Below are 20,577 nucleotides of genomic sequence, written 5' to 3'. Positions count from 1 at the left end.
TGCCGTGCCTTTCAGTTCTTTCGAAGTCGAAATGGACTTGAAGCATAATCTTGGGATTCCATGCGGATTACGAGGATTCCCGAGCAAGGCTAGAGTGGCAATTCGGTGAGCAGGGCAAGTTCGCCGGGAGCACGTGACGATGGCCTCGGATTCAAACCCGCATTTCTCCATCTGGACATTGACGGCAATGGTGGTGGGCTCAATGGTCGGGGCCGGGATTTTTTCGTTGCCGCAGGCCTTCGGGCGCGTAACCGGACCGTTCGGCGCGCTGATCGCATGGTCGATCGCCGGCACCGGCATGCTGATGCTGGCCTTCGTATTTCAGACGCTGTCTCGACGAAAACCGGAGTTGGACACCGGGATATACGCGTATGCAAAAGCCGGGTTCGGCAACTATCTCGGGTTTCTGTCCGCGCTTGGATACTGGTCGGCTGCCTGTCTCGGCAACGTTTCATATTTCGTGCTGATCAAGTCGACACTCGGTCTGTTTTTCCCCGTCTTCGGCGACGGCAACACAGTCATAGCGATCGTGTGCTCGTCGGCTCTTCTCTGGCTCTTTCATTCGCTCATTTTGCGCGGTGTCAGGGGAGCCGCCGCGGTCAACACCATCGTGACCTTCGCCAAGATCATTCCGATTATCCTTTTCATCCTCTTTGTCGCGTGGGGGTTCCATGGCGATGTCTTCGCGGCCAATTTCTGGGGCGGCGAGGATGTCAGTGTCGGCAACGTCGCCAGCCAGGTGCGCGCCACGATGCTCGTCACCGTCTTCGTATTTGTGGGGATCGAAGGCGCCAGCGTGTATTCCCGTTATGCGAGAAACCGCAACGATGTCGGAGTGGCGACGCTCGTGGGTTTCCTCGGCGTATTATGCCTGCTCGCTCTTGTCACGATCCTTTCCTACGGCGCCATGTTGCGCACCGATCTTGCAGGACTGCGCAACCCGTCCATGGCCGGCGTCCTGGAAAGCGTGGTTGGGCCGTGGGGAGCAATATTCGTCAGCGTGGGATTGCTGATTTCGGTTCTGGGCGCCTACCTGTCGTGGGTGCTTCTTGCCGCAGAAATTCTCTTTTCGGCGTCCAGATATGAAACCATGCCGCGGTTTTTGTCGCACGAGAACAGGAATGGCGTGCCGTCGAATGCCTTGTGGCTTACCAATATCATCGTGCAGACGTTCCTGATCCTGACGTTGTTTACGCAATATGCGTTCAGGCTGGCGCTCGAGCTGACGAGCTCGATGATCCTCATTCCTTATCTCCTTGTTGCGGCATATGGGCTGAAACTGGCCTGGTCAGGCGAAACCTACGACCGCGATCCATCCGGTCATCGCAAGGACCTGATCTGCGCCGGGATCGCCCTGATATACACCGCGGGCCTCATCTATGCGGCCGGAGCAAAACACCTGCTGTTGTCGGCGGTGATCTATGGCCCCGGTTCAATTCTTTTTATCATCGCGCGCCGTGAAGGGGGCAAGGCCGTCTTCACCCCCAGCGAGTGGGTCATGTTCGCGGCTGCCGGCCTTGGGGCGGCAACAGCAATCTATTCCATCATGACAGGTCTCATTTCAGTCTAGCCGAGCACCGTAATGATGTGCCTCGAAAGAAGCGCCTTTCGCCACTGCCGGCTCAGCCAGCTTCAGTGTTTCATTTCGGTCCAAACGGTCACTGTTCCTTAAATCGCTTCGAAAATCGGGACGCCGAGAATGGTTCTGGGATTCTATGCTGATCCATTGGAGGACGGAACAACATTATAATTCAAGCCAGTACTCGCCGCGGTCAGCGCAGCCGGACAATTGGATAGAGTTTTGTAGAGGACACCATGGCTTCAGACTCTACTCAGAAATTCTCGTTATTTGCGCTGACGGGGATGGTTGTCGGCTCGATGGTCGGCGCGGGCATATTCAACCTGCCCGGTCGGTTCGGTGCCGCAACAGGCCCATTTGGCGCCATGATCGCCTGGGCGATCGCGGGAACCGGCATGTACATGCTGGCCCGCGTGTTTCAAGCGCTCGCCGAGAAAAGGCCGGATATTGATTCCGGCGTGTTCGCCTATGCCAAGGCTGGTTTCGGCAACTATATGGGCTTCCTGTCGGCTTTTGGTTACTGGCTCGGCAGTTGCCTTGGCAACGTCTTCTATTGGGTGCTGATCGGTTCGACGCTCGGGCGCTTTTTCCCTGGCGTCTTCGGCGACGGAAGCAGCGCCACGGCGATCATCGTGTCGTTGATCGGTATCTGGGCATTTCATTTCATGATCCTGCGCGGTGTCGAGCAGGCGGCGTTCATCAACACCGTCGTCACCATCGCCAAGATCGTGCCGATCCTTGTCTTCATCCTGATGTTGATCTTCTCCTTCAACTACGGGCAGTTCGCCGAAAACTTCTTCGGCGGCGCGGACATGCCGGAAAAGTCGCTGGTCGCGCAGGTGCGCGACACCATGCTGATCACCGTGTTTGTTTTCCTCGGGATCGAAGGGGCGAGCGTCTATTCGCGCTTTGCCAAAGAGCGCGCGGATGTCGGAACCGCCACGATTCTAGGCTTCGTCGGCGTCACGGGCCTGATGGTGGCTGTCACCCTGCTGCCTTACGCTGCGATGCCGCAATCGGCTATCGCAGCCGTGCAGCAGCCTTCGATGGCCAGCGTCCTCGAAGCGGTCGTCGGTCACTGGGGCGCCGTCTTCATTTCCATCGGCGTCCTGGTCTCGGTTCTTGGCGCCTATCTCGCCTGGTCGCTGATTTGCGCCGAGGTCCTGTTTGCCGCCGCCAAATCCGAGGATATGCCGAGGCTTTTCGCCGCGCAGAACGGCAATCGGGTGCCTGCCAATGCCCTGTGGCTGACCAATATTGTCGTGTCGCTATTCGTCATCTCCACCTACTGGTCCCGGGATGCGTTCAACTTCATGCTCGACATGACGAGCGTAACGGCTCTTTTGCCCTATCTGCTTGTCGCAGGTTACGGCGTTCTGCTCGCCCGTAGTGGCAAAGGTTATGAAACCACCCCCAATGAACGCGGCCGCGACCAGATCTTTTCCTGGATTGCGGTCATCTACACGATCATCATGTTCATCGCCGCGGGGCTCAAATACGTGCTGCTCGTGGCGGTCCTGTTCGTGCCGGGCACAATTCTCTACGTCTGGGCGCGGCGTGAACAGAAGGTCCAGATGTTTACGTCTGTCGAACTCATCGTTTTGGCCGTCACGGTTATCGCCGGCATAGTTGGCGCCTACGGCCTGCTGAGCGGCACCATTACACCTTGATAGGGAGGTAGAGGAACCATGACCCAGGACATCACCTTCGGCGTTCACTCTGAAATCGGCCAGTTGCGCAAGGTGATGGTATGCGCGCCTGGTCGTGCCCATCAGCGTCTGACGCCGAGCAACTGCGACGCCCTGCTCTTCGACGACGTTCTGTGGGTCGACAACGCCAAGCGCGATCATTTCGACTTCATGACCAAAATGCGCGACCGCGGCGTCGAGGTCGTGGAAATGCATAACCTGCTCGCCGAAACGGTAGCCATTCCGGAAGCGAAGAAATGGATCCTCGACAACCAAGTTCATCCGAACCAGATCGGTCTTGGACTGATCAATGAAGTTCGCTCCTATCTCGAAGGCCTATCCAACCGCGAGCTTGCCGAAACGCTGATCGGCGGGCTGTCCACCTTCGAGTTTCCCGAAGCCGTCGGCGGCGAACAACTGGCGCTCATCCGCGACGCGGCGGGCGTCAACGAATACCTGCTGCCGCCGCTGCCAAACACCCTTTACACGCGGGATACCACCTGCTGGATCTATGGCGGCGTGACGCTGAACTCTCTCTACTGGCCGGCGCGGCACGAGGAGACCATCCTCACCACGTCGATCTACAAGTTTCATCCGGACTTTGCCGGCAAGGTCAACGTCTGGTGGGGCGATCCGACCCAGGATTGGGGCCTCGCCACGATCGAGGGCGGCGACGTCATGCCCATCGGCAAGGGCAACGTTCTCATCGGCATGAGCGAGCGCACCTCGCGTCAGGCCATCAGCCAGGTCGCAGCAGCGCTGTTCGAGAAGGGTGCTGCCGAGCGTGTCATCGTCGCGGCCATGCCTAAGCTGCGCGCTGCCATGCATCTGGACACCGTCTTCACCTTCGCCGACCGCGACTGCGTGCTGCTCTATCCAGACATCGTCAATGGCATCGAAGCCTTCTCCTATCGCCCGGACGGCAACGGCGGCGTGGAACTGCACAAGGACAAGGGCTCTTTCGTCGATACGGTTCGTGACGCCCTGGGTCTCAGTAAAATGCGCGTGGTCGAGACCGGCGGCAACGACTACATGCGCGAACGGACCCAGTGGGATAGCGGCGCCAACCTGGTCTGCGCCTCGCCGGGCGTCGTCTATGCCTATGACCGCAACACCTACACCAATACGCTGCTGCGCAAGGAAGGCATCGAGGTGATTACCATCATAGGTGCCGAGCTTGGCCGGGGTCGTGGCGGCGGCCATTGCATGACATGCCCGATCACCCGCGATGCGGTGGACTACTGACGCAGACATTCCTTGGTCGCTACGATGAAGACCGCGCATGATTGCGAGCGCAACGCATGGCGATCCTATCGGCTGCGCTGGTTGTGTCCTCCTATGCTCTGCTGACCGCGCACTCAAAAAGAGACGCAACGCATCCTCCCGGGATTCTGTGCCAATTTCCTCTGCGCGCGGGCGCGATATGTTTTGTTGTGGCTCGGTGATCGAAGCCTAGGTTCGGTTCAAAATTGGAGGGTGTCATGTCCAGTCTCATCGCCATCGTCTATCCAACGGAAGCAAAGGCGGAAGAAGTGCGCCGGCGCCTTATCGAGCTGCAGAAGGAGTATTTGATCAAGCTCGGCGACGCTGTCATAGCCACCAAGACCGAGGCCGGCAAAGTCAGGCTGAACCAGCTTGTGAGCACGACTGCGTCTGGAGCCGCATCGGGCAGTTTCTGGGGGCTTCTGGTCGGTGTCCTATTTCTGAACCCGCTCCTCGGGGTAGCGGCGGGGGCGGCATCGGGAGCCATCGCAGGCGCTCTGACCGATGTCGGCATAGACGATCCATTCATGAAAGATCTGGCGAGCAGTTTGCAGCCTGGGCATGCGGCATTGTTTGTGCTGGTGCAGGAAATGACGGCCGATAAGCTGCTGAAGGAAATATCCGGTTTCGGCGGGGTGGTGCTTAAAACCTCCCTGGATGAGACCAAGGAGCAGATCTTGCGGGATGCCCTTCAGAAAGACGTGGCAGCATAATTACACAAGATTGGCGTCATCCCTTGCTGGCGGGTGAAATACCATCCGCCATGGGCATCCGCAGCATCTTGATATTCCGTCCTATCCACTCACGCGAGCAATCCCCAGATGGGGCGCGAAGCGAGCTTCGTGACAGTCGATCGGCGTGACCGGCCCCTCATCTGAGCCGGTCAGCGGGCGATCGTCGCCGTCCGTTGCCAATGTGCGGTGATAGACCAAAACTATTTCGGGGAGCGCCAGAAATGGCATGCGAGTGCCTACGTTGTTAACCACATTGGCGCTTTCAGTTGTGTCGGCGATCTCTATGCAGCGTTGGGTGTAACTGGCACCTAAACAAACCGGATTAATTGTGTTATGTATTTGTCACACGCAGGGATGATGATCTGATCGCCGGGTGGAGCGAGTCCGGAACAGCATCTTCGGAAAAGGTTGATTTGCTTGATTCTAGTAGACGCGGCCGTTGCCGGTTGCGTGCTCGCCTAGTTCCTAGGAGTGTGAAGCTATGAGAGCCGAAGGTGCTATCGGACGAGATATATTGCCTAATGGCGCAATCTTAAATGCAAAGCCGCCCGCGCCGAAGCAAACATCAGTCGAACCCGAACAAGGGCTAGGTGGCCTCAAGCACCTGCCAGCTTACGAGCTTGCAACACACGACCTCCCCCCGGGGTATCAGTTTGAAGCTTGGCGGAACAACTTTGCGCCCATGCTTGAGTTCGACGAACCCGACGACGTAACGGTCGGCTTCGGCGGCAGACAGGTGACATGGGACCTCGGTTGCCTTGCTTTCTCCCGCATCGAGACCGACGCATTGGGATTCGTCAGCCTGCCCGGGCATACGCGGCGTGATCCATTGGATCACTGGACACTGACGACGCTGCTTTACGGAAGCGTGAATACCATCGCACCAGCCAGGACGTTTGAAGGCGGTGCGGGTGTGGTTCAGGTCCATCCCCTTGGCCGCCCCTTCGAAGGGACCGTCACCAACAGCGAAATGCTGATGTTGTTCGTTCCACGCGATTTTTGCGCCGAAGTAACGGGCGCACTAAATGCCGCGGAATTCTCCAATCTCAGCACCGGAATGGGCCGGCTGTTCACCGACTACATGTTTGGTCTTGCCAAGCGGCTGCCGGTGATCGACGAAACCGAACTTCCGGCGCTCGTGGCTGCCACGCGGGCAATGATACTCGCCTGCGCGGCACCTTCTGCAGACCATATCGAGGAAGCGCAGGAGCCGATTGCGTCGGTGCTGATCGAAAGAGCGCATCGAATTATCCAGGCCAGATTGTTCGATCCGACACTTGCCGCCGACACCCTGCGTCGTGAACTTGGGGTCTCACGCTCGCGGCTCTATCGCCTGTTCGAACCATTTGGCGGCGTCATGCACTACATTCAGCGCCGGCGATTACTGGACGCCCATTCGGCACTCAGTGACCCGAACGACCGACGCCGTATCATCGAGATCGCCGAGCAACATTGTTTCAGCGATGGCACCGAATTCAGCCGCGCCTTCCGGCGTGAGTTCGGCTGCAGCCCGACCGACGTCCGGAGCGGACAAAAGCCCGATCTGCCCTATAAACCTGCGAGCGACCTGAAAGCATATGCGCCCGAGGCGAGGTTCGGCGCGCTGTTATACCGCCTGCACGGCTGAGGCAGACCGACGGCCGTTTTAGACAGGGCGGGAGCGTGTACCTTTCCGTTCCTTTGTCCGCTTTTAAGATATAGTGATGCGATTGCGGATCTGCGTCAGGCTCTTCACATGCTATGACGGGCAGCGATGGGTCACCACCCAACCATCGCGGCGAACAAGACGAATCCCGGAGTATGAAATGAGATTTCTGAGCGGGCTATCCGCATTCCCTATCACGCCGATGGATCGCGACGGCAAGGTCGATTCCGAAGCGTTGCGCAAGCTTGTTGCCCGACTCCGGATCGCGCAGGTCGATTCCATCGGTCTCCTCGGCAGCACCGGCACCTATATGTATCTGTCCCGGGAGGAACGGCGCCGAGCTCTCGCGCTGGCTCTCGAAGAGGCTGGCGGGCACATCCCGGTTGTCGTTGGGGTTGGCGCTTTGCGTACCGACGAGGCCATCGGGCGGGCTCAGGACGCCAAAGCCCTGGGTGCGGCCGCAGGCCTGCTTGCCGCCGTATCCTATACGCCGCTCACCGAGGACGAAGTCTTCGAGCATTTCACCACCGTTGCGCGCGAGAGCCGTCTGCCGATCGTCATCTACGACAACCCCGGAACGACGCACTTCCGTTTTACGCCAGCGCTTGTTGAGCGCTTGGCCAAGGTATCCGGCATCGTGGCCATCAAGAACCCGACCGACAAAAGCGACGAGATCGGGCGCCACCTGGCGGATCAGCGAGGTATCACGTCGGACGATTTTTCGATCGGATACAGCGGCGACTGGAACGCCACGGAGGCGATGATCAGCGGCGCTGATACCTGGTGCAGCGTACTTGCCGGTATCATGCCCGACGTCTGCCTCCGGATCGTCAGGGCCGCCCAAGCTGGCGATGTTGCCGAGGCGCGCCGGCTGGATGCTACGCTGAGCCCGATCTGGGATATCTTCAAGCAGTTCTCCAGCCTTCGGTCGGTCTATGCGCTCGCCGACTTGCTCGGCGTCTGCCAAGCCGAGCCGCCCCGTCCGATTTTGCCTCTACCGGAGCCGGCCAGGCGTAAGGTTGCCGACTGCCTCGCCCTTCTTCGGCGAGACCTTGCCGAGGTGGGGTAGGCAGGATCGAGCCGCTGCCGCGGAGGAGACTGACAGGGCTTTACGATTCCATCTCCTCGCGCGCGTATCGCGTCGGCGGCAATCCCACAAAACGGGTGAATGCGACGCTGAAGGCACTTGCGGAACCGTATCCGACACTTTCGGCAATTTCCTGCATTCCACCTTCCTTGCGCCTTAGAAGGTTCTTCGCCAGAGCCATGCGCCAGGAAAGCAGGTATTCCATCGGCGCAACGCCCACGGCGCGACGGAAGCGGTCGAAGAACGCGGAACGAGAGAGTGCGGCCTCGTGAGCCAATTGCTCGACCGTCCAGTTCGCGGTCGGATGCTCATGCATCCGACGGATTGCGGCGGCAAGGCGTTCGTCGGCCAGTCCGCGCAGAAGTCCAGGCGAAGCGGCCGTGCCCGCCGTGGATCGGAGCGCCTCGACGAGCAGGACTTCCAGCAAGCGCGCCAGGACCATCTCCCGCGCGGGCCGTAGCGCACGGGCCTCTTCTCCCAGGAGCTGTACGAGGGTGGCAAGCCGTCGCTCGCCACGAACGTGGACGAGCTGCGGCAGGAGCGAAACCAGCAGGGCCGCATCCGGCGAACCGAAGACAAAATGGCCAACCAGCAGCCGGACATCCGGCGGTCCATCCGGATTGCCATGTCTTATTTCGCCTTCAAGCCGGATGACAGTGGACGGATCGTCATGCCCGGCCGTTCTCGGCTCAAGGCTCGACATGGTGAAATCGTATGCCGCCGGGATCAGAACGAAGTCGCCCTCCCGAAGATCGATCGGCTCCCGACCCTCGACGGTGAGGCGAGACGCCCCTTCGAGGATCACGCAGTAGAAGGGCCGTCCGAATTCGGAGCGGTGGACAGACCAATCTCCCGCGCCGCTGACAACCTTCGAGAATGGCGCAGTGGGCCGGAGCAAAGCCACCACTTCCGCGAATGGATCGGTCATTTCAGGACTTCCACAAATGAAATCAGGACTTTCAATTGTAGATAGTCCGGCTCTCGCAGTCTAGGTTCCTGGCACTGCAATCCCATGAAGGAGATCACATGAAAACCGTTCTTATCACCGGCTGCTCGTCCGGATTCGGCCTGGAGATCGCCAAATATTTCCTCGACCGCAACTGGAAGGTCGTTGCGACGATGCGTACGCCGCGCGAGGACATTCTGCCAGCATCCAAGCACCTCGATATACTCGCCCTCGACGTAACCGATCCGGAAAGCATTCGCAGGGCCATTGATGCCGCAGGGCCGATCGACGTTCTGGTCAACAATGCCGGGATCGGCTGGCTCAACGCTCTGGAAGGCACGACGATGGATATTGCGCGGGAGCTTTTCGAGACGAACACCCTCGGGACGATGGCTGTGACCCAGGCGGTGCTGCCGCAGTTCCGGGAACGGAGGGAAGGCGTCATCGTGAACATCACCTCGAGCGTCACCTTGAAGCCGCTTCCCCTGCTTTCCGTATATACCGCGAGCAAGGCGGCGGTGAACGCGTTTACCGACGTGCTCGCGCTGGAACTCGACCAGTTCAATGTTCGCGTGCGCTCGGTGATGCCGGGACGGGCTCCGGAGACCAAATTCGGCGAAAATGCCCGGTCCCGGATGCAGGGCCAGGGTGGCTTCCCAGAGGCCTATCTGGGCTTGGTACAGAAGGTCTTCGCCGGATGGGAGCAGGAGACGTCTCCGGTTACACGACCGCTCGACGTGGTCGAGGCAGTCTGGCACGCGGCGACCGATCCCTCGTCCCCGGCTCGCATTCCCGCCGGCGCCGACGCCGTGGCATTGGCCGGCTAACGTCACGGCGCCCGCGACGTTCCACGGTGCTGGGCATAGGATTGCCGCGGGCTTCTTCCGCGGCGATCCAGATTCGGAAAAGGCTTCTCCGATCGAAATCGGTCTCTCGAACGACTAACGCCCGTTGTATTTCAAGGCATCCACAACGACCTTGAAGGCGGGCGAATTCTGATGCCGGGTCGGGTAATAAATGAAATAGCCTGAAAATGGAGGCGACCAGTCTTCGAGCATGGGCACGAGGTGTCCGGCCGCGATGTGGTCGATGACAAGATCTTCCGGCAGAAAGGCTATGCCGCAGCTTTTCACGGCGGCATCTATCATGGGATATGAGCTATTGAAGGTGAGCTGTCCGTCGACCCGGACGCGCAGTTCCTGTCCGTCCTTCTCGAACTCCCAGACGTAAAGTCCGCCGCCAGTTGCCTGGCGCATGTTGATGCAGTTGTGCTGCACCAACTCCTGGGGATGCCGCGGTGCCGGATAGTTGGCAAGGTATTCGGGTGAGGCGACCGCCAGAAGTCTCCAGTCCGGGCCAATCCTGATCGCGATCATATCCTTCTCGATGCTCTCGCCCAGCCGAACGCCCGCGTCGAAACCGTCTTCCACGATATTGCGCAAGCCGTTGTCCCGGCTGAGCTCAAGCTTGATGTCGGGATACTGGGAAAGGATCGGCTGCAGCCTGGGCCAGACGATGCTTTCGAGTGCGTGATCGGAGAGGGTGATCCTGATCGTACCGGACGGTTTGTCACGGAGCGCCATGAGTGCTGCAAGATCATCCCTTATGGCGGAGACCCGAGGCGCCAGCGAATGAAACAAGCGCTCGCCGGCTTCCGTCAGCGCAACGCTCCGGGTGGTGCGGGTCAGAAGCCGCAGGCCCATGCGTGTCTCGACGCGCTTGATCGTATGGCTGAGCGTCGACTGTGTAACGCCGAGCTTGGCCGCGGCCTTCGTGAAGCTGCGCTCCTCCGCCACGGCCAGGAACCATAGGAGGTCGTTGAAATCTTCCCTGGCCATCGCCTTCCCCGCCGGTTCTTGCAGCCGATTTATGATTCAGATCGATAAATCTAAGCGAAGCATGGCCACTAATCCATAGGCGCCGCCTCTGCTACCGTCTTCAATGAGACAGTACCGCTTCTGTTTCGACGCCGTCGTGCACCAGCTTTTCTAGAGGAAAACCGCCATGGAACTCTCCATCAATGGGACGAAACATCAGGTCGATATCGAGCCCGATACGCCGCTGCTCTGGGTGCTCCGTGACGAACTGGGAATGACAGGCACCAAATATGGGTGCGGTCTCGCCCAGTGCGGTGCCTGCACGGTGCTGATCGACGGACAGGCGACGCGTTCATGCGTCACGCCGATCGAAAGTGTTGAAGGTGCCGAGATCATGACCATCGAGGCGGTCGCGGAAGATCCGGTGGGCCAGAAGGTCGTCGAAGCGTGGGTTTCCAATCAGGTCCCGCAATGCGGCTACTGCCAGTCCGGCCAGGTTCTGGCGGCGACGGCGCTTCTGAAGCAGAGCCCCCAGCCGACCGATGAGGACATTGCCGGCGCGATGGTCAACCTCTGTCGGTGTGGCACCTACAACGCAATCGCGGCGGCCGTCCGCGACGCCGCTCAAGCTTGATCGAGAGGTAGGCCATGAACGACATGACATCCATCGCCGCCCAAGCCATGGCCAGTGAGAACGGCAAGCCGTTCAAGCTGTCCCGCCGCGGCTTTCTCGGTTCTTCGCTCGGCGCGCTCGTGCTCGGCGTGACGCTTCCGGCCGGCCGCGTCAGGGCCCAGGCCGCCGCCGCGTCCGTCGCCCCCGGTTCCCGCATTGCTGCTTTCCTGGAGATCCGGGCCGACAGCATCGTCCTGTTCCGCAGCGCGTTCATCGAAGGCGGGCAGGGGATCTTTACCGCCATGGCCCAGATCGTCGGCGAGGAGCTGGATGTCGATCCGGTGAATTTCGTCGTCGAAGGTGCGCCTCCCGGCCCCGATTATCTGCTGACGGGCGGGGCGCGTTTCACCGGCGGCAGCATGTCGGTGCGCATGAGCTATGATACGATGCGCAAGCTCGGGGCCTCGGCGCGCCAGATGCTGCTGCAGGCTGCGGCGACCCGGCTTGGCGTGCCGGTGGCGGAGCTGACGACCGAGCCGGGCCGGGCGGTGCATGCTGCTTCAGGTCGCACGGTTCCCTACGGCGAGATAGCGGATGCAGCCGCGGAGTTGCCGATTCCGGCCAATGTCGTTCTGCGCGATCGCGCCGACTTCCGCTGGATCGGCAAGCCTGTAGCGCGCCTGGACGCGCGCGACAAATCGACCGGCAAGGCCAAATACGCGATTGATCTGAAGGTCGACGGCATGCTGTATGCGGCCGTCCAGCACAGCCCACGGCTCGGCGGTGAGCCGGGCGCGTTGCAGAACGAAGCGGCCGTGCGCGGCATGCCCGGCTTTCATTCCATTCACAGGCTGCCGGGCGCCGTTGCGGTGGTCGCCAATAGCTGGTGGCGCGCTCGCATGGCCGTCGAGGCCTTGCAGGTAAGCTGGACCGAGGCGGCTCCTGGGACTGCGCATACCATGCCCGCCGACTTTTCCACCGAGGCCCATATGGCAACGCTGAAGGCGAAGACCGGCGACGGCGTTGCCTTCGAAGCGGAGGGAGACGCTGCCGGTGCGCTCGCCGGCGCTCACCGCGTGGTGGAAGCGACCTACGACGCCCCTCATCTCGCCCACGGACAATTGGAGCCGCCATCCGCGCTTGCGAGATGGAACGACGACGGCACGCTCGAGCTCTGGATCCCGAACCAGGCACCGGAAATGTTCCAGGCGGATGCCGCCAAGCTTGCTGGTATCGCGCCCGATAAGGTCATTATCCACTCGCCGATGCTCGGAGGGTTCTTCGGGCGGCATTTCCTCTATCAAACCGCAAATCCTTACCCACAGGCCATTCTTCTCTCGAAGGCGGTCGGACGTCCCGTCAAGCTCATCTGGAGCCGCGAGGAGGAATTCCTGCGTGATGCGCTGCGGCCCACGGCTGCGGTTCGCTTCCGTGCCGGACTGGATGCGAGCGGGACGCCGGTTGCACTCTCCGCCGTCGCGATCGGCGAGGGGCCAACCGGCCGCTGGTTTGGGCGCCAGCCGGACAAGGTCGACAGTTCCGCCGTCGAGGGTATTGCCGGCAAGGTCTACGCGATCCCCAACCGGCGCGTCGGCCAGATCCATGTGGACGACCCGGCGATCATCGGCTTCTGGCGATCCGTCGGCCACTCGATGAACGACTTCTTCTACGAGACGTTTTTCGACGAAATGGCCGATGCGGGCGGGCAGGATCCTTATGAGCTGCGTCATCGTCTATTGGCGAACAGTCCGCGCCACAGGACCCTGCTTGAAGCGGTGGCCGAACTTTCCGGCGGCTGGCGGCGTGGGCCGTTTACCGCCGAGGACGGCACGCGGCGCGCCCGAGGGGTGGCCATGGCCTCACCCTTTGGCAGCGAGGTCGCGACAATCGCCGAGGTATCCCTGGAGAAAGGCGAGACCGTTGTGCACGACGTCTGGGTGGCCATCGATCCGGGCAGCATCGTCAACCCCGCGATCATCGGCGCTCAGGTGAACTCGGCCGTTGCGCTTGGCCTCTCCTCCGCGCTGTTCGAGGAGGTCGTCTACGTCGACGGCATGCCACAGGCGCGCAACTATGACGGCTATCAGATCCTCACGCCGGACCGCATGCCGCGGGTTCACGTGCGGATTGTCGAAAGCGGTGCCCCCATGGGCGGTATCGGTGAGCCCGGTCTGCCCGGCGTCCCCCCGGCCGTTGCAAACGCGGTCTCCGTCCTTGCGGGCCAGCGCGTTCGGGGCCTGCCGTTGTCCAAACTTAATCTCAAAGGAGTCGACGGTTGAAGAAGGCCGCCATTTACCTCTTAACTTTTGTTTCCCTAGGCATCGCGACGCCGTCTCTCGCTCAAGAGGCCGACGCCGCGGCCGGGCAGAGGCTGTTTCAGCAACGTTGCGGTACGTGCCATCAGATCGCAACGCCTAAAAACGGCGTCGGGCCGCATCTGCAGGGTATCGTCGATCGAACGGCCGGGACGACCGAAGGCTTCAAATATTCTGATGCTCTTCGGGATTCGGCAATCGCATGGAACCCGGAAACGCTCGAGACCTTTCTGACCAACCCGGGCGCGATGGTTCGCGGAACGCGCATGGCGCAGCGTTTCAACAATGCCGACGAAAGGCGCGCGATCATCCAGTTCCTTGGCTCGCGGTAGGGCTTCGTGGACCAGCCTATTGATGTGGCGGCGTCGGCTCGGTCGGCGCCGCCATTCCATTGCAGACAGGAGGCCAAAGCCCGCATCGCATCGCGCATTTATGCGGCCTGTCGATAAATGCAAGTCAATTACGGCCGCTAATTCGATCGCCTGCCGAGTGTTAGATGATGTGGTGAGGGAGGTAACCGCATGCTCCGCTCAGGGACGTGAAAAACATATGGCACAAGTAACTTTCGACGACACCCTGGCCAAGCCCGTCGCTGCCTGGGGCGCGGTCGCGTCCATGGCGCTATGCGTCGCGGTGCTGATTGCTTCGGAATTCATGCCGGTCAGCCTCCTGACCCCGATTGCCGGCGATCTCGGTATGAGCGAGGGGCAGGCTGGGCAAGTGATCTCGATCTCCGGTCTGTTCGCCGTGGTCACCAGTCTTTTCATCGCAGGCCTCGCGCGGAACATCGATCGCAAGGTCGTCCTGTCTTCGTTCTCGCTCCTGCTGATCGTCTCCGGCCTTATCGTTACGGTTGCCCCCAATCATGCGGTGCTGATGGTCGGCCGCGCACTGCTCGGCGTCGCGATCGGCGGCTTCTGGTCGATGTCCACCGCCGTCGTCATGCGTCTCCTGCCGGAGGGCGCCGTGCCGAAGGGGCTTGCGATGCTGAATGCCGGCAACGCCATTGCAGCCACGATCTCGGCTCCGCTTGGAAGCTTTCTGGGCGACTATATAGGCTGGCGGGGCACCTTCTTCTTGGTGGTGCCTTTGGCATTCCTCGCTCTCATCTGGCAATGGATGAGCATGCCCTCCCTTCCGCCCCGCCGGCGCAGGGTGGCGGGCAACGTCTTTCGGCTTCTGAGGCGCCGCCAGGTCGCGCTCGGCATGACGGCCATCCTGCTGCTGTTCATGGGGCAGTTTGCGCTGTTCACCTATCTTCGGCCCTTCCTGGAGTCCGTCTCGAATTATTCCGTTTCCGCTCTATCTCTTGTCCTGTTGTTGATGGGGTTGGCCGGTGTCGCAGGAACCTGGTGCATCAGCCGCCTGCTTGCCACACGTCTCTATTCGGTCGTGATTGCCATTCCCCTCGTGATGGCAGGGATTGCCGTAATGCTGATCGCATTCGACTCGATCAAGCTTGCCGTCGCGGGCTTGCTCATCGGGTGGGGCTTTTTCGGCACTGCTGCGCCGGTCGGCTGGGGAACGTGGCTGAGCCGGGTTCTGCACGACGATGCGGAGGCTGGCGGAGGTCTTCAGGTGGCGGTCATCCAGTTTGCCATCACGATCGGGGCGGCAGCCGGCGGCCTTCTTTTCGATTGGACTGGTTGGTGGAGTTCGTTCGTCTTTGCCGCAGTCTTGCTGCTTGGATCTTCACTGGCCGCGTGGGCAGCCTGGTTTGATTGGGAGCGTTCAAAATGAAACCGCAAGCTCCCTCGATGACGCGCCGGACCTTGCTCGGCGGCGCGGTCGCCGGCGTCTTACTGCCGCGTCCGGCGCTGCCTCAGAAGGACATGGCCATGAAGATACGCTTCACCTTTGCCGATCAGGACTTCACGGCCACGCTCTACGACAACCCGTCTGCCCGCGACTTCTGCTCGATGCTGCCCCTTGCTCTCACGATTTCGGATTTCGCCAACAACGAAAAGATCGCCTATCTGCCGCGCAAGCTCAACCTCGAAGCCAGGGGGCCATTCCCGAATGCCGCTCCCGGCGACCTGTGCTACTACGTCCCCTGGGGCAATCTTGCCTTCTTTTACGAGAGCTACGTTTCCACACGCGATCTGATCCGGCTCGGCCGCTTGGACGGCGGCATCGAGCCCTTGCTCACGCGCGGCGAGTTCCCGCTCCGCATCGAGCCACTCTGAAAAACCTGCTGAAAGGAATTGCAATCATGCTAGCGACTGTTCTTCACGGCAAAGGCGATATCCGCTGCGACGAAGTGGCGGAGCCGAAAATCCTCAAGCCGACCGACGCCATCATCAAGCTGTCGGCCTCCTGCGTCTGCGGTTCGGATCTCTGGCCTTATCGCGGTCTCCAGCCAACGGACGGTCCGTCCCATATGGGGCACGAATACTGTGGTGTTGTCGTGGAAGTCGGTGATGCAGTGAAGACGGTAAAGCCCGGCCAGTTCGTGGTGGGCTCCTTCTGCATCTCCGACAACACATGCCCGCATTGCCGGTTCGGCTTCCAATCCTCCTGTGAGCAGCGCGAATTCATGTCCGGTGCACAGGCGCCTTATGCCCGCGTGCCGCTTGCCGATGGAACGTTGGTGGCGACCGCCGAGATGCCGTCCGACGATCTCATCCCGAGCCTGCTCGCCGCATCGGATGTGCTCGGCACCGGCTGGTATGCTGCCGACGCGGCACGGGTGCAGCCCGGCTCGACGGCCGTGGTCGTGGGTGACGGCGCGGTCGGACTGATGGGTGTGCTTGCCGCCAAGCAGATGGGCGCCGAAAAAATCATCGCGATGAGCCGCCACAAAAGCCGTCAGGACTTGGCGCTCGAATTCGGCGCTACCCACATCGTCTCGGAACGCGGCGATGACGGCGTCGCCCGGATCAAGGAACTGACCGGCGGCGTCGGGGCGGAATCGGTTCTTGAATGCGTGGGGACGCAGGAATCCATGATGCAGGCCATGAACTGCGCCCGACCGGGAGGTCATATCGGCTTTGTGGGAGTGCCGCATGGCGTGCAGCTCGACGGGCAGAACCTCTTCTTCGCCCAGAAAAGCCTGATGGGCGGGCCGGCTCCCGTGCGTCGCTTCCTGCCCTACCTGATGGATTTGGTGCTGACCCGCAAGATCAATCCCGGAAAGGTATTCGACCTCGAAGTGCCGCTCGCCGATGTCGCCGAAGGTTATCGGGCGATGGACGAGCGTCGCGCGATCAAGACGCTGCTTCGGGTTTAGACCGAAGACAAAATGTATGGCGAAAAAGCTGGTGGCTGGCCCAGGTGCCGGCCACCAGCGCGCTTCAAGAACCGAAGCCCGGCGGCCCGATCGAAGCGTTATTGTGCAACTTTCCATTTGACGAATGTAATAACATTACATATGCAGGCCGTGTCACTTTCTGAGAGTGAATATACGACACGGGGCTTGATATGCTTCTCCTCACCCATGGCCCGCATTTCGCCGGGTGGATTTCGACCGAAGTCATCGATCCGAGCCGGAGCCGAACCTCGCGCCTGATCGTCGGGGCTTTGACTGCTGTCTTTTCCCGCTTGACGGGAAGACAGGCTGGCCTTTATCTGGCGATGACGGTTCCCGAAGCCAAAGGCGACGGGATCAAAAGGGAATACGGTGCGGATGACCCGAAGGGGATCCAATGCCGTGGCTGCCCCCGCAACTGTAAGCGGATTGCCGTCCATCCTCGTGGCGCCGAAAGGCACCATGCCACTGCGCCGATCTCGGCGCGGGAAGGCAGATGGGCGACAGATATCCGCAAGCCAGGAGACCTGCCGTCGAACATCGATCCATCGTCACGGGCGGGGATGCCCGAAGAGGAGAAAGACATGACCATCATCCGCGCTTCATCGCGCTTTTGTGCATCGTATTTCCCGAATCTCCATCATCGCTGGGGCGACCAGGTGCTTTGACGGCATCCTGATATCTGCGGCCTGTTCAGGGTCGGCATCACATCACATTTCGGGGAAATATTATGACGACCATTTCCAAGCGGCCGCTCAGCGCAGGCTTGTGCATCCTATCTTTGTTTGCTTCCGGGCTATTCCACAGCGCCGTGGCGGCAGAAACGAACTATCCTCTCACGCTTGAGAACTGCGGCCGGCAGATAACGTTCGAGAAGGCGCCATCCCGTACGGTCTCGATCGGCCAGAGCAGCACCGAGATCCTCTATCTCCTCGGTCTTGCGGACAAGGTGGCCGGCACTGCGCTGTGGGTAGGCCCTGTCCTGAAGGACTATGAGGAGATCAACGGCAGGATAGAGCGCCTCGCCGACAACGATCCGAGCTTCGAAAGCGTGCTCGGCAAAAAGCCGGACATCATCACCGTACAGTTTCAATGGCAGGTCGGGCCGGAGGGCGTCGTCGCCAAGCCTGAACAGTTCGAGGAATTGGGCATCGCGGTCTACACGTCGCCGTCCGATTGCATGGGCAAGGAAAATTCCACCACCAGCGACGGCGTCCGCCATCAGGTCTTCTCCATGGACCTCGTCCATCGGGAGATTCGCGATCTCGCGAAAATCTACGACGTGCAGGACAAGGGCGAGGAAGTGGTGGCCGATCTCAAACGGCGTGAAGCGGCGGCACGTGCCAAGGTCGCGTCCGTCGAAAGCAGGCTTTCCGCCGTCTTCTGGTTCTCGAGTGCTCAGCAGGATGCCGACCCTTACGTGGCGGGCAAAAATGGTGCGCCGGGCTACATCATGTCGGCTCTCGGGATCGAAAATATCATCAAGACGGATGACGAATGGCCGACGGTGGGCTGGGAGACGATCGCCAAGGCCAATCCGACCATGATCGTCGCCGGGGCAATGGATCGCCGCCGTTATCCACTGGACAGCGTCGAGGCGAAACACAAATTCCTGGGTGCCGATCCTGTCGCGAGCCTGATGCCGGCTGTCAGGAGCGGCCATGTCTTCGACATGGATGCGCAAGCCATGAACCCGACGATCCGCACCATTGAAGGCATCGAGGCGCTGGCCGATGCGATTGCTGGCGCGGGCCTCGCCAAGTGAGAGGCGCAGTCGCATCCATCGGTCGAACGGGTGCCATTTCAATGGCGCTTGTGGTCCTCGTCGCAGTCTTGTGGCTGGGGGCAGCGATCGGTGAGACCTCGATCCCGTTCGGGGTGGTGGCCAAGACGGTCGCCAACCGGCTGTGGGATGCGGGCTATCCGCTAGAGCCGATCGACGAAGGCATCGTCTGGAGCTATCGGCTGAGCAGGGCGGTGGTGGCGGGGTGCTGTGGCGCGGCACTGGCCTTGTCCGGCGTGGTGCTGCAATCGCTGCTGCGCAATCCTCTCGCTGATCCTTATATCCTCGGGATTTCGGCGGGCGCTTCCACCGGCGCCGTGAGCGTGGCAATCCTCGGTCTCGGGACCGGCATGATGACGCTTCCGATGGGCGCTTTTTTCGGAGCGCTCGTCGCCTTCGCCCTTGTCAGCCTGCTGGCCGTCAAGGCGGGGAGAGGAACGGCGGCGATCATCCTGGCAGGGGTTGCCGGCTCGCAGCTCTTCAATGCGCTCACCTCCTTCATCGTCACCAAGGCGGCGACTGCAGAACAGGCACGTGGCATCATGTTCTGGCTGCTCGGCAATCTGTCGGGTGTCCGCTGGCCGGATGCCTGGCTGGCCATTCCTGCCGCATTGGCCGGTCTTCTGGTTTGCCTCTGGCATGCCCGATCGCTTGACGCCTTCACCTTCGGCGCGGAATCGGCGGCCTCGCTCGGCATTTCGGTTCGTCGCACCTATCTCGCGCTGGTTGGCATCTCCGCGATGATGACCGCGGTCATGGTGTCGATCGTCGGCTCCATCGGCTTTGTCGGGCTGGTCATTCCGCATGCGGCGCGCATGCTGGTCGGTATCCGCCATAGCGTGCTGCTGCCGGCGGCCGCGTTGATCGGCGCCGTCTTCATGATCCTGGCGGACGTCCTTTCCCGCGTTCTGATCCCGGGTCAGGTCTTGCCGATCGGGGTGATCACCGCCCTTGTCGGAGCGCCGGCCTTCGCTTTCGTTCTTGGGCAGAGGAGGGGACGCGGATGACGCTCTCGGCCAGCAATATTTCCTGGGGCGTAGGCGGAGCGCCTATCGTGGACGGCGTCTCGCTCGAGGTCAGGGAAGGGGAATTTCTCGGCCTCATCGGTCCGAACGGCTCGGGAAAGACGAGTTTGATGGCATTGCTTTCCGGCATCCGCAAGCCGCGGTCCGGCGAGGTCATTCTGGATGGCGTACCGATCGGCAGGCTCGGCCGGCGCGAGGTTGCGCGGCATCTGGCTCTGGTGGAACAGCAGGCCGAAACCGCGGACCGGATCACCGCCAGACAGGCGGTCGAGCTTGGGCGCACGCCTTATCTCGGCCCCCTGTCGCCCTGGTCGGCGAATGACGATGCGATCGTCGAGGCAACCCTTGCAAATGTAGACATGGCCCATCTTGCCGGCCGGCTTTGGCATACGCTTTCGGGCGGCGAGCGCCAGCGCCTGCATATCGGCCGCGCGCTTGCCCAGCAGCCGAAGATCCTGCTGCTCGACGAGCCGACGAACCATTTGGACATCGGCCACCAGATCGGTCTGCTTGATCTCGTCCGTCGGCAGGGCCTCACGGTGGTCGCGGCATTGCACGACCTCAACCACGCTGCCATGTTTTGTGACCGGATTGCCGTGATGCAAGGCGGGCGGCTGGTCGCGGTCGGCAGGCCTTTCGAGGTGCTGACGGCCGAACGCATCCGCGACGTATTCGGGGTCGAAGCCGCAATCGAAATCGACATCGAGGGAAGCTGTTACGTCCGTTTTCAGGCACAAAACGGCAGGGGTGGACGATCTTCTTCCATGGGAAATGGCACCGGCAAAAGACACCATCGCTCGTGATCTGCCTCCCTCGATATCGTGGCCTGGGCCTT

Annotated in this window: 18 protein-coding genes and 1 riboswitch; of the genes, 16 read left to right on the top strand and 2 right to left on the bottom strand. The window is 61.1% G+C overall.

Features of this window, described 5'->3' with window-relative positions:
- Window positions 1–139: 139 nt before the first annotated feature.
- The 6 genes from C5L13_RS19780 to C5L13_RS19755 all read left to right on the top strand — a co-directional run bounded on the left by C5L13_RS19780 (window position 140) and on the right by C5L13_RS19755 (window position 7,978).
- On the top strand, window positions 140–1,570 hold the full coding sequence (locus C5L13_RS19780; protein WP_105384980.1) for a basic amino acid/polyamine antiporter: 1,431 nt from the start codon (window positions 140–142) through the stop codon (window positions 1,568–1,570).
- Between the two features lie 245 nt (window positions 1,571–1,815).
- Window positions 1,816–3,249 (top strand): basic amino acid/polyamine antiporter, encoded by a 1,434-nt coding sequence (locus tag C5L13_RS19775; protein ID WP_105384979.1) that lies wholly within the window; start codon window positions 1,816–1,818, stop codon window positions 3,247–3,249.
- A gap of 18 nt (window positions 3,250–3,267) precedes the next feature.
- Window positions 3,268–4,512, top strand: a complete 1,245-nt coding sequence (gene arcA / locus C5L13_RS19770) for an arginine deiminase (RefSeq protein ID WP_105384978.1) — start codon at window positions 3,268–3,270, stop codon at window positions 4,510–4,512.
- A gap of 236 nt (window positions 4,513–4,748) precedes the next feature.
- On the top strand, window positions 4,749–5,243 hold the full coding sequence (locus C5L13_RS19765; protein WP_105384977.1) for a DUF1269 domain-containing protein: 495 nt from the start codon (window positions 4,749–4,751) through the stop codon (window positions 5,241–5,243).
- Window positions 5,244–5,946: 703 nt separating this feature from the next.
- Window positions 5,947–6,891, top strand: coding sequence for a helix-turn-helix domain-containing protein (locus C5L13_RS19760; protein ID WP_245571364.1), 945 nt, complete (start codon window positions 5,947–5,949; stop codon window positions 6,889–6,891).
- Window positions 6,892–7,069: 178 nt separating this feature from the next.
- Complete coding sequence (locus C5L13_RS19755; protein WP_105384975.1) at window positions 7,070–7,978, top strand: dihydrodipicolinate synthase family protein; 909 nt, start codon at window positions 7,070–7,072, stop codon at window positions 7,976–7,978.
- A 40-nt stretch (window positions 7,979–8,018) separates the two neighbouring features.
- Here C5L13_RS19755 and C5L13_RS19750 read toward each other — a convergent pair whose 3' ends face one another.
- Window positions 8,019–8,924 (bottom strand): AraC family transcriptional regulator, encoded by a 906-nt coding sequence (locus C5L13_RS19750; RefSeq protein WP_105384974.1) that lies wholly within the window; start codon window positions 8,922–8,924, stop codon window positions 8,019–8,021.
- Between the two features lie 98 nt (window positions 8,925–9,022).
- Here C5L13_RS19750 and C5L13_RS19745 point away from each other — a divergent pair, with 98 nt between their 5' ends.
- Window positions 9,023–9,769 carry an SDR family oxidoreductase gene (locus C5L13_RS19745; RefSeq protein WP_105384973.1) on the top strand — a complete coding sequence of 249 codons (747 nt, stop codon included), beginning with the start codon at window positions 9,023–9,025 and terminating at the stop codon, window positions 9,767–9,769.
- Between the two features lie 114 nt (window positions 9,770–9,883).
- On the opposite strand, the gene C5L13_RS19740 is transcribed toward C5L13_RS19745, so the two are convergent.
- The gene (locus C5L13_RS19740) at window positions 9,884–10,780 is read right to left on the bottom strand and encodes a LysR family transcriptional regulator (RefSeq protein WP_105384972.1); all 897 of its coding nucleotides are present in this window, start codon (window positions 10,778–10,780) and stop codon (window positions 9,884–9,886) included.
- A gap of 166 nt (window positions 10,781–10,946) precedes the next feature.
- Between C5L13_RS19740 and C5L13_RS19735 the strand changes: the two genes are divergently transcribed.
- The 9 genes from C5L13_RS19735 to C5L13_RS19695 all read left to right on the top strand — a co-directional run bounded on the left by C5L13_RS19735 (window position 10,947) and on the right by C5L13_RS19695 (window position 20,545).
- Window positions 10,947–11,393 (top strand): (2Fe-2S)-binding protein, encoded by a 447-nt coding sequence (locus C5L13_RS19735; RefSeq protein ID WP_105384971.1) that lies wholly within the window; start codon window positions 10,947–10,949, stop codon window positions 11,391–11,393.
- Between the two features lie 14 nt (window positions 11,394–11,407).
- A complete protein-coding gene (locus C5L13_RS19730) occupies window positions 11,408–13,651 on the top strand; it encodes a xanthine dehydrogenase family protein molybdopterin-binding subunit (RefSeq protein ID WP_105384970.1) in 2,244 nt (747 codons plus the stop codon).
- A complete protein-coding gene (locus C5L13_RS19725; RefSeq protein WP_245571362.1) occupies window positions 13,648–14,019 on the top strand; it encodes a c-type cytochrome in 372 nt (123 codons plus the stop codon). The genes C5L13_RS19730 and C5L13_RS19725 overlap by 4 nt, the downstream gene beginning before the upstream one ends.
- A gap of 217 nt (window positions 14,020–14,236) precedes the next feature.
- Window positions 14,237–15,427, top strand: coding sequence for an MFS transporter (locus tag C5L13_RS19720; RefSeq protein ID WP_105384969.1), 1,191 nt, complete (start codon window positions 14,237–14,239; stop codon window positions 15,425–15,427).
- Window positions 15,424–15,873 (top strand): cyclophilin-like fold protein, encoded by a 450-nt coding sequence (locus C5L13_RS19715; RefSeq protein WP_245571360.1) that lies wholly within the window; start codon window positions 15,424–15,426, stop codon window positions 15,871–15,873. The genes C5L13_RS19720 and C5L13_RS19715 overlap by 4 nt, the downstream gene beginning before the upstream one ends.
- 26 nt (window positions 15,874–15,899) lie before the next feature.
- Window positions 15,900–16,916, top strand: a complete 1,017-nt coding sequence (locus C5L13_RS19710; RefSeq protein ID WP_105384968.1) for a zinc-dependent alcohol dehydrogenase family protein — start codon at window positions 15,900–15,902, stop codon at window positions 16,914–16,916.
- A gap of 331 nt (window positions 16,917–17,247) precedes the next feature.
- Window positions 17,248–17,483, top strand: a riboswitch (cobalamin riboswitch).
- Between the two features lie 181 nt (window positions 17,484–17,664).
- A complete protein-coding gene (locus tag C5L13_RS19705; protein ID WP_105384967.1) occupies window positions 17,665–18,699 on the top strand; it encodes an ABC transporter substrate-binding protein in 1,035 nt (344 codons plus the stop codon).
- A 41-nt stretch (window positions 18,700–18,740) separates the two neighbouring features.
- Window positions 18,741–19,724, top strand: coding sequence for a FecCD family ABC transporter permease (locus tag C5L13_RS19700; RefSeq protein WP_105384966.1), 984 nt, complete (start codon window positions 18,741–18,743; stop codon window positions 19,722–19,724).
- On the top strand, window positions 19,721–20,545 hold the full coding sequence (locus C5L13_RS19695; protein WP_105384965.1) for an ABC transporter ATP-binding protein: 825 nt from the start codon (window positions 19,721–19,723) through the stop codon (window positions 20,543–20,545). The genes C5L13_RS19700 and C5L13_RS19695 overlap by 4 nt, the downstream gene beginning before the upstream one ends.
- The last annotated feature ends 32 nt before the right edge of the window (window positions 20,546–20,577 follow it).

Origin of the sequence: Neorhizobium alkalisoli (genome assembly GCF_002968635.1) — a bacterium.
Lineage (GTDB): Bacteria > Pseudomonadota > Alphaproteobacteria > Rhizobiales > Rhizobiaceae > Neorhizobium > Neorhizobium alkalisoli.
The sequence above is the reverse complement of the archived record's forward strand: the minus strand, read 5'-3'. Positions and strand labels throughout refer to the sequence as shown.